Source organism: Aeromonas sp. 96A (assembly GCF_051919165.1).
Taxonomy (GTDB): Bacteria; Pseudomonadota; Gammaproteobacteria; order Enterobacterales; family Aeromonadaceae; genus Aeromonas; species Aeromonas veronii.
In genome coordinates, this window is the sequence record NZ_JBQBFE010000001.1 from 1,355,580 (window position 1) to 1,371,623 (window position 16,044).

The window sequence follows — 16,044 nt, forward strand, 5'->3', positions numbered from 1 at the left end:
GGGCCCTTGTCACATGAGAGTAAGGGCTGTCGAGCCGGGCTTCTAGCCTCAGCTCAACAGCCGCTTGCGCTTGATCGCAAAAAGGCATCCAGTTCGGAGCGGGTCGGCAGCGCCGTCATGGCCCCCTTGGCGGTGGTGGCGAGCGCCCCGCAGCCGTGGGCCTGAGCCAGGATGGCGGGTAGCTCGGCTAGCGTCGGCAGCGACGAGCGCCCGGCCAGCGCCGCCAGCAGACCGGCGACGAAGGCATCCCCCGCCCCCGTGGTGTCGATGGGCGTCACTTTCTTCCCCACCCACTCCAGCAACTCGCCATCAAGGCGAGCCACCACCCCGGCCGCCCCTCTGGTCACCAGTACCAGCGCCGGGCCAGAGAGAGTCGCAAGCCCGGAGACCAGTTCATCCTCGCCACTCAGCAGTTGCAGCTCCTCAATGGAGAGCTTGACCACATCCGCCTGTGCGATGGCTTCGCGCACCAGCGGCAGCATCTCGGCGGGGTAGCCCCAAACCTCGGGGCGCAGGTTGGGGTCGAAACAGACCCGCCCGCCTGCCGCCTTGATGGCCGCCATGGCCTGCAGGCAGCTGGTGCGCACCGGTTCGTTGGCGAGCGCGATGGAGCAGGTGAGCAGCCACTGACCGGCCTTGAAGCGGGGCAACTCATCCGGGGTGAGGAACTGGTCGGCACTGGGGCGCACCATAAAGGTGAAGCTGCGCTCCCCCTCATCATCCAGTGCCACCAGCACGGTAGAGGTGCGATGGTCTGGATCGAGCCACAGCGCACCGATATCCACCCCCTCCCCGCTCAGGGTGTCGGCCATAAAGCGGCCGAACGGGTCAGCACCAACCCGGCCGATAAAGGCCGCATCGCCACCCAGCCGTGCCACGCCAACAGCCACATTGGCGGGTGCGCCACCCGGACACTTGAGGTAGTGCAACACCCCTTCCGGGATCAAGTCCACCACCGCATCCCCCATTACCCACACACGATTCGTCACCTTGCTACTCCACTGCTGCATCGGATCCACGGTCAAACCCAAACTCTGTTCTGTTGGCTGGCATTATCAGCTAAACCGTTTTAGCCAACCAACAGATCTCGGCACCGACTGCCATTTTTGTGATCGGGATAACGAACTAGAACCAGGTTTCCATCTGTACGCCAAAGTTCCACTCGCCACCGGCGGTGAAGTTGCTCTGGCCCATGGCATCGTCGCTGGCGTAGTTGTCGAGCTCGGAGGACCAGTCCATCCAGCTGGCGAACACCCTAAGCTCAGGCCGTTCGAAGAAACCGGCGGTCTGCGCCTTGAAGGTGGGGGCGAAGGTGAGCTTGGTGAAGTTGCCGTTCACCGCCTGGCGTCCCTTGTAGCCCTTGGGATCAAGGTCCATGTATTGCCAGGCTGCCTCGTAGACCAGTTCGACGTTCTGGCTCAGCACCTGCGCCACCCGGGTATTGAAGGTGAGCCAGCGGTACTCGTCCCCTTTCACGTAACGATCCTGACTCTGCTCGGCCAGCAGGGCCGGGGCAAAACGCCAGCGCGAGTTGAGATCGGTGGCGCCAAACACGGCGACCCGCACTGCATCGGCGTCCGGCAGCAGTTCGCTGTCAGAGCCCAGCCCCTTGACCTCGGCCCCCAACCCATGACCGTACAGCACCGCTGCCTTGGCAAAACCGGGGTTGAGGCCAAAGAAGCTCTCGCCGTGGTAGGCCAACAGGGTGTGTGCCCCCTTGTCCGCCGCCTCGCTGCCCGCCCCCTTGTCATTGATGCGGGCGTCATTGTCCTTGGCCGAGAGACCGTTCACCATCCACTGCCAGTTGCCGACGCGGTTGTTCATGGTGAGGATGTAGCTCTCGATATCGGAGAGACCGCTGGCGCTGATGTCGCCGTAATCGCGGCCATAGAGAGAGAAGTTGGCCTTCCAGCTGTCGGCCAGCTGCACGTCGTAGACGCCGCCGCCGGTACCGGCCAGGAACACCACGTCGGAATCGAGCCAGTGGATGTCGAAGTTGTCGCGGTCAAAACGCTTGCCCGCCCACAGCACCGCATTCTTGAAGGGGCCGTCGAAGCTCGCCAGATTACCGATCTCGGCAAACACCTGACGGGTATTGAGGCTCGAATCGCTGGCGGTCCAGTCGTTGCTGGTCTCCACCCCGTCTGCCAGCATCAGCTTGTAGCGGGCCCAGCTGCCATCCTCGAAGGTCTGGGTTTTCAGCAGGTTGGCCTCCATGTAGGTGTCATCCTCGTTGCCAAGGCGACCGACGGCCCCACCCACCGAACCGGCTGGCGTGATGTAGGGGCCGCCGCGCCCACCGTTGCCATTGCTGTTGACCAACAGGCCCGAGCGGGCATAGCCGTGAAACTCGAAGCCCTGGGCACCAGCGGTCTTCTCATCCACCTTCTGGCTGCGGTTGTTGGCCACCTGCGCCTGCTCGCTGGCCGCACTCGCCTTCACTTCCGCCTGACTGGCACGGCTCTCTGCTGCCTCGGCTCTCGCTTCAGCCGCCTGTACCCGCGCCTCCAGCGCCGCCAGTCTGGCCTCGACACTCTCACCTGCAACACTCGCCTGCGCCGCCCACAGCGGGCTGCTCATCCCCAATCCCAGCGCTACCGCCAGCGCCAACTTGCTCTTGAACATCATCATCTTCCTCACCTGTCATCTGTGGCCCGGACGGGCGCTGTTGTTATCGACAGATGGAGCATAGCTAAACCGCTTTAGCCAACTCAATACAGCAACTAAACCGTTTCAGCGACAGTGTGAGCGGGATAACATTTGTACAGCAGGAATTGGCGGGAGTTGTGAGGAGGATCCCTCATCAGGATCCACTCAATAGGGCGGATCCTGGCGAAACGGCGGGCAAAAAAAGAGCCGGCACAAGGCCGGCTCTGTTTATTCGGGTCGCTGAAATCAGCTGGTCAGATCGTCGAAGAAGCGTTTCACCCCTTCGAAGAAGCCTTCCGATTTCGGCTTGTGGGTCTTGGCAGCGGCACCGCTGAACGACTCGTCCAGCTGGCGCAACAGCTCTTTCTGCTGCTCGGTGAGGTTGACCGGCGTCTCGATCACCACCTTGCACATCAGATCCCCTACCTGACCGGAGCGCACGGACTTGACGCCCTTGCCGCGCATGCGGAACATCTTGCCGGTCTGGGTCTCCGGAGTGACCTTCAGCTTGACGCGGCCATCCAGGGTCGGCACTTCAATCTCGCCACCCAGCGCAGCTGCGGTGAAGCTGATGGGCACTTCGCAGTAGAGGTTGTTGCCGTCACGCACGAAGATCTCGTGCTCTTTGACGTGCACCTGTACGTAGAGATCCCCTGCCGGAGCCCCTGCCTCCCCTGCCTCCCCTTCACCGGAGAGACGGATGCGATCGCCGGTATCGACGCCCGCCGGAATTTTCACCGACAGGGTCTTGGTGCGCTGGTAGCGACCTTCACCGTGGCACTTGCGGCACGGATCCTTGATGATCTTGCCGCGACCGTGACAGTGCGGACATGCCTGCTGCACCGCGAAGAAGCCCTGACGCATCTGCACCTGGCCGGAGCCGTGGCAGGTCGGGCAGGTCTGGGCACTGCTGCCGGTGTGGGCACCGGAGCCGTTACAGACTTCACAGTGAACCAGGGTCGGCACCTTGATCTCCTTGGAGACCCCGCGTACCGCCTCTTCCAGCGTCAGCTCCATGGTGTAACGCAGGTCGGAGCCACGGGCCGGGCCACGACGGGCACCACCACGGCCACCGCCGAAGATGTCACCGAATACGTCACCAAACATGTCGGCGAAGTCGGCACCGCCGCCAAAGCCACCGTGGCCACCGCCACCCTGGCTCGGGTCGACACCGGCATGGCCGTACTGGTCGTAACGGGCACGCAGGTTGGCATCGGTCAGGACCTCGTAGGCTTCCTTGACCTCTTTGAACTTCTCTTCGGATGCGGCATCACCCTGGTTACGATCAGGGTGATACTTCATGGCCAGGCGCTTGTACGCCTTCTTGATCTCGCGATCGTCGGCATCTTTCGCCACACCCAGTACTTCGTAGAAATCGCGCTTCGACATACTCATCCTGTGGTTACGCAGACGGGCGTTGGTTACCCAACGCCCGTGAATTCATTGACCAAGCCGATGGGCGAAGCGGACTCCGCCCATCTGGGTAGGGCTTACTTCTTGTCGTCTTTCACTTCTTCGAACTCGGCGTCGACTACGTCGTCGTCAGCCTTGGCAGAAGAGGAGGACTGACCGGCATCAGCACCGGCTGCACCCTGGGCCTGAGCCTGCTGCTGGGCAATTTCCATCAGCTTCTGGGACGCTTCCAGCAGAGCCTGCTGTTTGGCTTCGATAGCAGCCTTGTCGTCACCCTTGATGGCCGCTTCCAGCTCGCTCAGAGCGGCTTCGATCTTGGTCTTGTCGTCGGCAGGCAGGGCTTCACCGGCTTCGGTGATCTGCTTGCGTACGGAGTGGACCAGACCATCAGCCTGGTTGCGAGCCTGTACCAGCTCTTCAAACTTCTTGTCCTCGGCCGCGTTGGCTTCGGCTTCGCGTACCATGCGCTCGATCTCGTCATCAGACAGACCAGAGGAGGCCTGGATGGTGATCTTCTGCTCTTTGTTGGTCTCTTTGTCTTTCGCAGAGACGTGCAGGATACCGTTGGCATCGATGTCGAAGGTCACTTCGATCTGCGGCAGACCACGCGGTGCCGGACGGATGCCTTCCAGGTTGAACTGGCCCAGAGACTTGTTGTCGCTGGCGCGCTTGCGCTCACCCTGCAGCACGTGAATGGTCACGGCAGACTGGTTGTCTTCGGCAGTAGAGAACACCTGGGACTTCTTGGTCGGGATAGTGGTGTTCTTCTCGATCAGCGCAGTCATCACGCTGCCCATGGTTTCGATACCCAGGGAGAGCGGGGTAACGTCCAGCAGCAGTACGTCGGTCTTGTCACCGGACAGTACGGCACCCTGGATGGCAGCACCCATGGCCACGGCTTCGTCCGGGTTGACGTCTTTACGCGGCTCTTTGCCAAAGAACTCGGCAACGGTCTTCTGAACCAGCGGCATACGGGTCTGACCACCAACCAGAATTACGTCGTCGATCTCGCCAACTGCCAGACCGGAATCTTTCAGGGCGACACGAACCGGCTCAAGAGAGTCTTTCACCATGTCTTCCACCAGGGATTCCAGCTTGGCGCGGGTCACCTTGATGTTCATGTGCTTCGGACCAGTGGCATCTGCAGTTATGTACGGCAGGTTGACGTCGGTCTGCTGGGCAGAAGAGAGCTCGATCTTGGCTTTCTCGGCGGCATCTTTCAGACGCTGCAGAGCCAGCTGGTCGTTACGCAGGTCGATGCCCTGCTCACGCTTGAACTCGTCTACCAGATAGTTGATGACGCGGTTGTCGAAGTCTTCACCACCCAGGTGGGTGTTACCGTTGGTCGCCAGTACTTCGAAGGTGGTTTCGCCTTCCACTTCGTCGATCTCGATGATGGAGATATCGAAAGTACCGCCACCCAGGTCATATACGGCAACCTTGCGCTCGCCCTTGACCTTGTTCACGCCGTAAGCGAAAGCAGCAGCAGTCGGCTCGTTGATGATGCGTTTTACATCCAGACCGGCGATGCGACCGGCATCCTTGGTAGCCTGACGCTGGGCGTCGTTGAAGTAGGCCGGAACAGTGATAACGGCTTCGGTTACCGGCTCGCCCAGATAGTCTTCAGCGGTCTTCTTCATCTTTTTCAGCACTTCGGCAGAGATCTGCGGCGGTGCCATTTTCTTGCCCTTCACTTCAACCCAAGCGTCGCCGTTGTCAGCTTTGGCGATGGCGTACGGCATGATTTTCAGGTCACGCTGCACTTCTTCATCTTCAAAACGACGACCAATCAGACGCTTGATGGCGAACAGGGTGTTTTTCGGGTTGGTGATGGCCTGACGCTTGGCCGGCTGACCAACCAGGATCTCGCCATCATCGGCATAGGCAATGATGGACGGAGTAGTACGATCGCCTTCTGCGTTCTCGATCACGCGAGCAGTGTCGCCATCCAGAATAGCGACGCAGGAGTTGGTAGTACCCAGGTCAATACCGATGATTTTACCCATTTGACGAATCTCCAAATACTTTGAATAAACCGGCGAGGAACTCGCCTTAATGCGTTAACGGCTAGGTGGGGGCTGCCAATCTGGCTTTCAAGCTCCCGGCATCAAATTTTTTGTGCCGCCGCGGCCTTGCTACCTATATGGGGTCGCCAGACGCAGCTTCAAGCCCCAACTCTAAAAAACCACACCCTTTGTCATGGCTGCGCGGTCACGTTGAGCCGTAAAACCGAGCAAGATGAACAGGTGCTGCACTGCGAAACAAAAAGCCCGCCACAGGGCGGGCTCGGGCACCCACAGCCAATCAGTCGACCGCTTTGGCGATCATCACCATGGCAGGACGGATCACCCGACCGTTGAGGTCATAGCCCTTCTGCATCACTGCAATGACGGTGTTCGGGGCCACATCGGCACTCGGTACCATGCTCATCGCCTGATGGGCGTTGGGGTCAAACGGCTGGTTGATCGGGTCGAGCGCCACCAGACCAAACTTGGCCACGCCGCTCTGCATGGATTTCAGGGTCAGCTCGACACCTTCGATCATCGGCTTGAGGGCTTCGTTCTCCTTGTCGGCCAGTTCGATGGCACGCTCAAGGTTGTCCAGCACCGGCAGCAGTTCATTGGCGAACTTCTCCAGAGCGAATTTGTGCGCCTTCTCCACATCCAGCTCGGTACGACGGCGCAGGTTCTCCATCTCGGCGGCGGTACGCAGGGCGCGTTCACGCTCTTCCGCCGCTTTTTGGATGGCGGTTTCCAGCTGCGCTTCCAGTTCGGCAATGCGGGCCTGCTCGGCTGTCACTTCACTGTCTACATCGGTCGGCTCGACTGGCTGGGCTTCCACTTGCTCCATCGCTTCAACCTTTTGCTCTTCGTGGTTCATGACATCTCCAATTCCGGGGTTACTTATGAGGGCCCTGACGTCTGGTTGAGCGACCGGACGACAACAGACCGACTATGTTGGCGCTATTATGGGGATGCATCCCCGGCTTTCAAGGGGTAAAGGGCAATCAGGGTTGCTGAATAGCCGCAACCGTCGGTTTATCCGGGTTACCGCTCACCGTTTAACCAGTAGCCTCAAGGGGATAGCCGGCCCCGTCACACGGGAGAGCGTCACAAGCGGAGCAAAGCACTGTATACTGGCCCGCAATACCCATCCCAGATCTGACTGACTATGGATTCTCCGTTCAAAACCATCGCCCTGATTGGCAAACCCCACCATGAGGGGGCCAACCAGACGCTGACCGGCCTGCATCAATACCTGACCGCCCGCGGCTTTCGGGTACTGGTGGAGAGCCGGGTCGCCCAGACCCTGAGCATCCTCGATGAAAACGTGATGGATCTGGTGCAACTGGGCCAGCAGGCCGATCTCGCCATCGTGGTCGGCGGCGACGGCAACATGCTGGGGGCGGCGCGGGTGCTGTCACGCTTCGATGTAGCAGTGATCGGGGTCAACCGGGGTAACCTCGGCTTTCTGACCGATCTCTCGCCGCAGGATTACCTGCTGCCACTGGAGCAGGTGCTGTCCGGCCACTACAAGAGCGAACACCGCTTCCTGCTGGAAGCCTCGGTCTATCGCCACGGCGAGCGCAAGTCGAGCAATCTGGCGGTCAACGAGGCGGTACTACACCCGGGCAAGATCGCCCACATGATCGAGTTCGAGGTCTATATCGATGGCAGCTTTATGTATAGCCAGCGCTCGGACGGCATCATAGTGGCCACCCCGACCGGCTCGACCGCCTACTCCTTGTCGGCAGGTGGCGCCATCCTCACCCCCAAGCTCAACGCCATCACGCTGGTGCCCATGTTCCCGCACACCCTGAGCAGTCGCCCCATCGTGCTCGATGCCGACAGCGAAGTACGGCTGCTGGTCTCGCCGGACAATCAGGACGATGCCATGCAGGTGAGCTGTGACGGCCAGGTGACGCTGGCGGTCCACCCGGGGGACGAGATCCTCATCAAGAAGAGCCACCACCAGCTTCATCTGGTGCATCCCCTCGACTACAGCTACTTCCACGTGCTGCGCAACAAGCTCGGCTGGGGCAGCAAGCTGTTTTAATCGGCGCTGACCGACAACGGCATTGCCAGAGAGGGCGTCTGAATTGGCGCCCTTATCTTTTCTGTCGTGGCAACTTCCCCTGCACTCTCATATCAGTACCGCATTTTCATAGCCATACCGTACTGGCGCGGCTTTCCTTTGTTAAAAATGACGGCGCCCTCTTTACTGTATATAAGACCAGTATATACTGGATGCATTCACAGTAATGTTGACCTATACAGGATGAGACCATGCTGACCCAGCTGACCGTCAACAACTTCGCCATCGTCAAGTTTCTCGAACTCGATCTGCAACCGGGCATGACCTGCATCACCGGTGAGACCGGTGCCGGTAAATCCATCGCCATCGATGCTCTCGGTCTCTGTCTCGGAGAGCGGGCCGAAGCGGGCATGGTGCGACCCGATAGCGATAAAAGCGAGGTCAGCGCCCGCTTCCTGCTGGACAACAATCCGGCCGCCCGCGCCTGGCTCACTACCAACGAGCTGGAAAACGAAGATGAATGTATCGTGCGGCGAGTCATCTCCGCCGAGGGGCGCTCACGCAGCTATATCAACGGCGTGCCTGTCCCCCTCACCCAGCTCAAGAATCTGGGCCAGCTACTGGTCAACGTGCACGGTCAACATGCCCACCAGATGCTGCTCAAACCCGATTACCAGCTCGCTCTGCTCGACGGTTATGCCGGTCACCATCTGCTGCTCGACGAGGTGCGCCAGCACTATCAGCAGTGGCGCCAACTGCAAAACGAGCTGAACCGGCTCAAGGCCGAGCAGCAACAGCGGGAGGCCCGCCGCCAGCTGATCGAGTACCAGGTGCAGGAGCTGGACGAATTTGCCCTGCAACCGGGGGAGTTCGAAGAGATAGAAGAGGAGCACCAGCGTCTGGCCAACGGCACCGAGCTGATGCAGGAGTGCGGGGCTTGCCTCGATCTGCTCTATGACAACGAAGAGACCACTATTGCCGGTCTGCTGCAGACCGCCGTTGATCGGGCCGAAGGGCTGGTCAGCATGGACAGCCGCCTTACCCCGGTACTGGAGATGCTGAACGAAGCGCTGATCGGCGTGCAGGAGAGCCACAGCGAACTGCGTAGCTACCTCGATCGGCTGGAACTGGATCCCGAGCGTTTTAACGAGCTGGAAGCCCGCCTCTCCAAGGCGATCAATCTGGCCCGCAAGCACCATGTCAAACCGGCAGATCTGGCTCAGTACCATCAGGAGCTGGCCTCTGATCTTGCTCGCCTCAACTCCGATGAAGAGCGGTTAGAGGGGATGGAAGATGAGCTGGCCGAGGCCCGTCAGGCTTTTGTCCAGGCCGCCGAAGCCCTGAGTCAGAGCCGTCAGCGTTACGCCCAGGAGCTGGGCGCCAAGGTAACCAGCAGCATGCACGAACTGGCGATGCCCGATGGCCGCTTTGCCATCGAGGTGCGCCCCGATGCCCAGAGCAGCCTCTCTCCGCTGGGTATAGATCGGGTGGAATTTATGGTCACCACCAACCCGGGCCAACCGATCCAACCGCTTGGCAAGGTAGCCTCAGGCGGTGAGCTGTCGCGCATCAGCCTTGCCATCGTGGTGATCAGTGCTCGCAAGGTCTCAACCCCGACCCTGATTTTCGACGAAGTGGATGTGGGGATCAGCGGCCCAACTGCCGCCGTGGTCGGTCGCCTGCTGCGCCAGCTCGGCGAGTCAACCCAGGTGATGGTGGTCACTCACTTGCCTCAGGTGGCAGGCAACGGCCACCAGCATATGGTGGTGAGCAAGCATACCGATGGCAAAACCACCGAAACCCAAATGAGTGCCCTTGATGAGGCTGCCCGTCTCAATGAATTGGCACGGCTGCTTGGAGGCGACCAGATCACCGACAACACCCTGGCCAATGCTCGCGAGCTGCTACGCCGCTGAATCAGGTGATAACGCGTTTTGCAGCGATGGCGACTGACAGGGCTGACCGAACATGCTGACTACGCAGGCACAAGCGGGCACCATTGCCTGCGCAGTCCGCAATAGCCAATAGCCAATAGCCAATAGCCAATAGCCAATAGCCAATAGCCAACAGTGAGAACCGAACACGCGTCAGGATTACCGACCCAGATCAATAAAATGGCGAGTTAGGCGAAGCTGGCAGCAACATGGGCGTGGATCCGGTTGCCTTCATGTGGCGGATTTCGCATAGTGTTGCCCCCCTTTATGGGTATCCAATTGTGAGGCTTTGTCTATGATCCACGTTTTTGGTCACAAGAATCCTGATAGCGACAGTATCTGCAGTGCGCTGGTTATCACCGACTGGCTCAATGGCCAGGGCCGTCAGGCCACCCCATGGCGTCTGGGTGACCTGCGCACCGAAACCCGTTTTATTCTGGAGCAGGCTGGCGTCAGCGAACCCGAGTTGCTGACCAAAGATTTGACTGGTGAAGATGTCTGGCTGGTGGATTTCAGTGATCTGGAACAGGGCCCTGCCACACTGGCACAAGCCAATGTATTGGGTCTGGTGGATCACCACCGTCTCGGCACTCTGGTCACCCAGTCTCCGCTGGATGCCTGGATCCGGGCCGTCGGTTGCACCTGCACCATCGCCTTCGATCTGCTGAGCCAGCAAGGCACTGTGACCCGCAGCCAGGCTCGCCTGATGCTGGGTGCCATCATGAGCGACACCCTCTGTCTCACCTCGCCGACCACCACCGAGCAGGACAAGATCGCTTGTGAGCGTCTGGCACCGCTGGCCGAAGTATCGCTGGCCGAATTCGGCCAACAGCTGCTGATGGCGAAAACCGACCTGAGCGGCCTGACTCCGGCTCAACTGCTGCAGCAGGATGAGAAGGCATTCCAAGCCGAAGGTCTGAACTTCATCATGAGCCAGATCGAAGTGGGCAGCGAACAACAGCTTGCCGACCAGATCGAAACCCTGCAGCAGGAGATGGCCCAGCGCGTGGCGAGCGAAGGGCTCGACTTCTTCGTGCTGATGGTGACTGACCTGACTGCGGCTGCCAGCCGTATCTACTTTACCGAGCACGCCAAAGTACCGGCCGAGTCCAGCTACCACCCGGGCTTTGTCAGCCGCAAGAAGCAGGGTCTGCCCTGGGTGATGGATCTGCTGGCCAAGGCCTGATCTTCCCTCGCCATCACCTATTCCAAAGCCCTGCCTCTGCGCAGGGCTTTTTCATCGCCACCGCCAGCGGCACTCCCTATCCTCTTGCTGACCATCTTGCTCACCACTGCGGTCTCTCGCTTACTCCTTTCACGGCTTATTGACAGTTAACGCCATAACTTTGCTTACATATTTGCGGCTGTTATTTATCAGGGCTTTGCTGCAGGATAATCGCCGCGCACAACCTTTTCCGTTTCCATTCAGGTGATCGATGAACATAACCCCCAAGCAGAGAACCCTGGCTATCACCATGCTGATCGCCGTGGTACTCCTCGGCTGGCTGCTCTGGCCCAGTCAACCACCCAAGGCGATGCTGACCGCTCAGGTGACCCGCGAGGATATTGCCCAAACCGTACTGGCCAGTGGTGTGCTGCAGGCCGTTGAGCAGGTTGATGTGGGGGCCCAGGTCTCCGGTCAGGTCACCAAGCTGGCCGTCGAGGCCGGTGATCAGGTCAAACAGGGAGACCTGCTGGCCGAGATCGATCCCCTGATTGCCCAGAACAACCTCAAGACGGCCGAGGCTGAACTTGCCAGCAACCGCGCCCAGCTCAAGATCAAGCAGGCGCAACTCAAACAGAACGAGCTCGCCTGGCGGCGCCAGCAGCAGATGTTCAAGCAGGAGGCGAGCTCACGGGCCGATCTGGAGAGTGCCGAGGCACTGCTGGCTGTCACCCGCGCCGAATTGCAAAACAGCCAGGCCAATATCGACAATGCCCTGATCAAAGTTGATCGGGCCAAGACCGAGCTGGGCTACACCAAGATCCTGGCGCCGATGGATGGCACCGTCATCAGCATTGTGACCCGTCAGGGCCAGACCCTGGCTGCCAGCCAGACGGTGCCGACCGTGCTCAAGCTGGCCAATCTCGAGACCATGACGGTCAAGGCGCAGATCTCCGAAGCTGATGTCACCAAGGTCAACGCTGGCATGCCGGTCTACTTCACCCTGATCGGCGATCCGGATACCCGCTATCAGGGTACCCTTCGCGCCGTGGAGTTAGCGCCTACCAACATCAACGATCAGGCCACCACCGGCACCACCACCAGCAATGCGGCTGTCTACTACTACGCCCTGTTTGATGTGCCTAATCCCGATCATACCCTGCGGGTGGCAATGACCACCCAGGTGACCATAGTGCTCGGCGAGCGCAAGCAGGTGCTCACTGTGCCGCAAACCGCTCTCGGCAAGTCGCTGGGTGACAACGAGTATGAAGTCACCGTGATCAAGGACGATGAGACGACCGAAACCCGCCATATCAAAACCGGTATGAAGGATGAGATCCGCATTGAGGTGATCAGCGGGCTGAGTGAGAAGGAGGAGGTGCAGCTCAATCACGGAGCCCCCGCCGACAATGATGAGATGGCGGTGATGCTATGAGTGAGCCCCTGAACCAGCTGCCGTTGATCCAGCTGAAAGGGGTCGAGCGACGCTACCAGAGCGGCGACAGCGAAGTCACCGTGCTCCACCCTCTTGATCTCACTATCACGGCAGGAGAGATGATCGCCATTGTCGGCGCGTCCGGCTCCGGTAAGTCGACCCTGATGAACCTGCTGGGTTGTCTCGATAGCCCGAGCAGCGGCCAGTATCTGTTTCGCGGTCAGGACACCGCCACCATGGATGCGTTGGCGCTGGCCCGGCTGCGCTGCCACCACTTCGGCTTTATCTTTCAGCGCTACCACCTGCTGCCCCATCTCGATGCCGCCGCCAACGTGGAGATCCCCGCCGTCTATGCCGGCACAAGCCGCCCGGATCGCCAGGCGCGCGCACGTCAGATGCTGGGCAGACTGGGTCTGGCCGATCGCAGCTACCACACCCCTGGCCAACTCTCCGGCGGTCAGCAGCAGCGGGTCAGTATCGCCCGGGCGCTGGCCAATGGCGGCGAAGTGATCCTCGCCGATGAACCGACCGGCGCACTGGATAGCCAGAGCGGCAAGGAGGTGATGGCGATCCTCAAGGAGCTGCACGCTCAGGGCCACACCATCATTCTGGTCACCCACGATATGAACGTGGCCAGCCATGCCGACCGGATCATCACTCTCAAGGATGGTCGGATTGAACAAGATAGCGGCCCCTGCCAAACGGCCGTGTTGGCTCCAGCCACCGCTGTAGCCCCTCAAAAAATAGCGCCCACTAAAGGCGCCATGTGTCACGACTGGGATCGTTATCGGGAAGCGGGACGGATGGCGATCCATGCCATGCTCGCCCACCGGATGCGCACCTTCCTCACCATGCTCGGTATCATCATCGGTATCGCCGCCGTGGTGAGCGTGGTCGCTCTTGGCCAGGGGGCGCGCGCCAAGGTGATCGACCAGATCAATGCGATGGGCACCAACACCATCGAAATCTTCCCGGGTAAAGGATGGGGCGATGAGAAGATGGCCAGCATCCAGACTCTCAACAAGGGGGACCTCGATGCCCTGTTGGGGCAACCCTATCTTGCGGGCGCCAGCCCCGAGATCGGCAGCTCAGGGCAGTTGCGCTACCGCAACAAGACCAACAGCGGCAACGTGACCGGGGTCGGTAACGACTATTTCAAGGTGAAAGGGATGACGCTGGTCAGTGGTCGCTTACTGGAGTGGCAAGATATCCAGCAGCGTGCCGCCGTCGCCGTGGTGGACAAGAAGAGCATCACCAGCCTGCTTGGCAAGGAGGATCCTGTGGGCAAGGTAGTACTGGTCGGCACCTTGCCGGTGCGGATTGTCGGCGTGGTTTCGCAGGAGACCGGCTTCGGCCCCACCAGCCAGTCGGTCAATATCTGGCTGCCCTACAGCGCGGTGATGAGTCGCCTCATCTCGCAGCACCACTTCAGCCAGATCACCATCCGGGTCAAAGACGGGGTACAACCGGCACTGGCCGAGCAGGCGGTGATCGAGCTGATCACCAAGCGCCACGGGGTGAAGGATTTCTTCACCTTCAGCAGCGACAGCATAATCAAATCGGTAGAGAAAACCACCGCCACCATGACCCTGATGGTCTCGGCTATCGCGGTGATCTCGCTGATCGTCGGCGGGGTGGGCGTGATGAACATCATGCTGGTGTCAGTGGTCGAGCGCACCCGCGAGATCGGCATTCGCATGGCCGTGGGCGCCCGCCAGTCGGATATCCTGCAGCAATTCCTGATTGAAGCCGTGATGGTGAGCCTGCTGGGGGGGATCTTCGGCGTCGGCCTCTCGCTAGGCATTGGTGCGCTCTTTTCACTGCTGGTGGACTCCATCAAGATGCAGTTCTCGCTCTTCTCCATCCTGATGGCCTTTGGCTGCTCGTCACTCATCGGGATCCTGTTTGGTTACCTGCCGGCACGCAATGCGGCGCGGCTCGACCCTGTTGTCGCACTGGCGAGGGAATAACAATGCACAAACTCTCCTGGCTGGCTCTCTGCATGGCCCTCAGCGGCTGTAGTCAGCACAGCACCTATCAAAGACCCGAGCTGGCGATCGCCCCTGCATGGCAACAGGCAGAGGGCGCCCAACTGGCTATGCAGGCTGGCCTCTGGTGGCGGGAATTTCATGATCCCCAGCTCGACAAATTGGTCGAGGCTGTACTGGCCGCCAACCCGGACATGCATGTGGCGGCCCTCAAGCTCAAAAGCGCCAGACTGGGCGCCGAGCAGGCCGATACCAACCTCACCCCCTCGGTCAATGGCACTATCGCAGCCAGTGGCAACAAGGATCTGAAAACCGGCAAAGGCACCAACAGTCTGGGCCCCTCGCTGAGCCTCAGTTACGAAGTGGATTTGTGGGGCAAGCTTGCCTCGGTGCGAGATCAGGCAAGCTGGGAAGCGGCGGCAAGCGAGCAGGATCTCGCCAGCACCCGACTACTGCTGATCGGCAATACCCTGGAGCAGTATTGGCAGCTCGGCTATCTCGGCTCTGCCATCACGCTCGGAGAACAGCAGTTGGCCAACCTGTCCCGAACTGAGCAGCTGACCCAGACCAAATACCAGGCTGGCGCCATCACCCGACTCGATCTGGCGCAGGCACGCCAACAGTTGGCCGGAAAACAGGCCGAGCTGGCCTCCCTCAAGGCGCAGCAGGAGCAAGCTCGCAATGCCCTGCGTCTGTTGCTGGGCCGCAGCAGCGGGCCGCTGGAGTATGCACCCGCTTCCCTTGCAAAGCAGACCATTCCTGAGCTTGCGGTGGGTATTCCGGCCGATGTGCTGGCAGGCCGCCCCGATGTCAAAGCGGCCGAATTGCGGCTGCGCAAGACGCTGGCTAAAGGGGATGAGATCCGCACCAGCTTCTACCCCAGCCTGACCCTGACCGGCAGTGCCAGCACCGCATCCGATAGATTGGCGCAGGTGCTGCAAAATCCGGTTGGTACGCTGGGAGCCAGCCTTGCCCTCCCCTTCCTCGAATACAACCGCACCCAGCTCGCCATTGAAAGCTCAGAGCTGGATTACCAGATTGCTGAAACCGAGTTTCGCAAACAGCTCTACACCGCACTGGTGGAGGTGGAAGACAATCTGGCCGTCCGCCACTATGGCCAGCAGCGACTCGATTATCTGCAGGAACAACTGAGTTATGCCCAGGAGGCCGAACGCCTGGCAAAGGCTCGCTTCCAGGCGGGAGCGACCGGTGTACAGGCTTGGCTCGATGAGCAGAACCGACTGTGGGATGCCCAGCAGAGCCTGCTGGCCCAGCAAAAAGAGCAGCTCACCACCACTGCCAAAATCTATCGTGCCCTGGGTGGCAGCGATAGCGTGGCGCCCCGATAGCGCTTCACCTAGCTATTCCCCACTCTGCCTACAGAGTGGGGAATATCATCGCCATAGACCATACAGAATTTCCTCT

11 protein-coding genes are annotated in these 16,044 nt (G+C 60.2%); 6 read left to right on the forward strand and 5 right to left on the reverse strand.

The features are described from left to right. Positions 1 to 53 precede the first annotated feature (53 nt). The 5 genes from ACTG2W_RS06130 to grpE form a co-directional block, all read right to left on the reverse strand. Positions 54 to 1,010 (reverse strand): aminoimidazole riboside kinase, encoded by a 957-nt coding sequence (locus tag ACTG2W_RS06130; RefSeq protein ID WP_440016104.1) that lies wholly within the window; start codon positions 1,008 to 1,010, stop codon positions 54 to 56. 115 nt (positions 1,011 to 1,125) lie between these two features. Continuing rightward, positions 1,126 to 2,631, reverse strand: a complete 1,506-nt coding sequence (locus ACTG2W_RS06135) for a carbohydrate porin (RefSeq protein ID WP_227273316.1) — start codon at positions 2,629 to 2,631, stop codon at positions 1,126 to 1,128. A gap of 264 nt (positions 2,632 to 2,895) precedes the next feature. Further along, the gene (gene dnaJ / locus ACTG2W_RS06140) at positions 2,896 to 4,038 is read right to left on the reverse strand and encodes a molecular chaperone DnaJ (RefSeq protein ID WP_005338032.1); all 1,143 of its coding nucleotides are present in this window, start codon (positions 4,036 to 4,038) and stop codon (positions 2,896 to 2,898) included. A 101-nt stretch (positions 4,039 to 4,139) separates the two neighbouring features. After that, a complete protein-coding gene (gene dnaK, locus ACTG2W_RS06145; RefSeq protein ID WP_005338034.1) occupies positions 4,140 to 6,068 on the reverse strand; it encodes a molecular chaperone DnaK in 1,929 nt (642 codons plus the stop codon). 298 nt (positions 6,069 to 6,366) lie between these two features. Next, positions 6,367 to 6,942 (reverse strand): nucleotide exchange factor GrpE, encoded by a 576-nt coding sequence (gene grpE, locus ACTG2W_RS06150; RefSeq protein ID WP_005338036.1) that lies wholly within the window; start codon positions 6,940 to 6,942, stop codon positions 6,367 to 6,369. A 291-nt stretch (positions 6,943 to 7,233) separates the two neighbouring features. Between grpE and nadK the strand changes: the two genes are divergently transcribed. The 6 genes from nadK to ACTG2W_RS06180 all read left to right on the forward strand — a co-directional run bounded on the left by nadK (position 7,234) and on the right by ACTG2W_RS06180 (position 15,968). After that, positions 7,234 to 8,118 (forward strand): NAD(+) kinase, encoded by an 885-nt coding sequence (nadK, locus tag ACTG2W_RS06155; RefSeq protein ID WP_005338038.1) that lies wholly within the window; start codon positions 7,234 to 7,236, stop codon positions 8,116 to 8,118. Between the two features lie 230 nt (positions 8,119 to 8,348). Then, on the forward strand, positions 8,349 to 10,013 hold the full coding sequence (recN, locus tag ACTG2W_RS06160; protein WP_440016105.1) for a DNA repair protein RecN: 1,665 nt from the start codon (positions 8,349 to 8,351) through the stop codon (positions 10,011 to 10,013). A gap of 313 nt (positions 10,014 to 10,326) precedes the next feature. Continuing rightward, positions 10,327 to 11,217 carry a manganese-dependent inorganic pyrophosphatase gene (locus tag ACTG2W_RS06165; RefSeq protein WP_100646371.1) on the forward strand — a complete coding sequence of 297 codons (891 nt, stop codon included), beginning with the start codon at positions 10,327 to 10,329 and terminating at the stop codon, positions 11,215 to 11,217. A gap of 250 nt (positions 11,218 to 11,467) precedes the next feature. Further along, positions 11,468 to 12,631: a macrolide transporter subunit MacA gene (gene macA / locus ACTG2W_RS06170; RefSeq protein WP_106842546.1), complete on the forward strand. Its 1,164-nt coding sequence runs from the start codon at positions 11,468 to 11,470 to the stop codon at positions 12,629 to 12,631. Continuing rightward, positions 12,628 to 14,601 carry a MacB family efflux pump subunit gene (locus tag ACTG2W_RS06175; RefSeq protein ID WP_106842545.1) on the forward strand — a complete coding sequence of 658 codons (1,974 nt, stop codon included), beginning with the start codon at positions 12,628 to 12,630 and terminating at the stop codon, positions 14,599 to 14,601. The genes macA and ACTG2W_RS06175 overlap by 4 nt, the downstream gene beginning before the upstream one ends. A 2-nt stretch (positions 14,602 to 14,603) precedes the next feature. Next, positions 14,604 to 15,968: an efflux transporter outer membrane subunit gene (locus tag ACTG2W_RS06180; protein ID WP_106842544.1), complete on the forward strand. Its 1,365-nt coding sequence runs from the start codon at positions 14,604 to 14,606 to the stop codon at positions 15,966 to 15,968. The last annotated feature ends 76 nt before the right edge of the window (positions 15,969 to 16,044 follow it).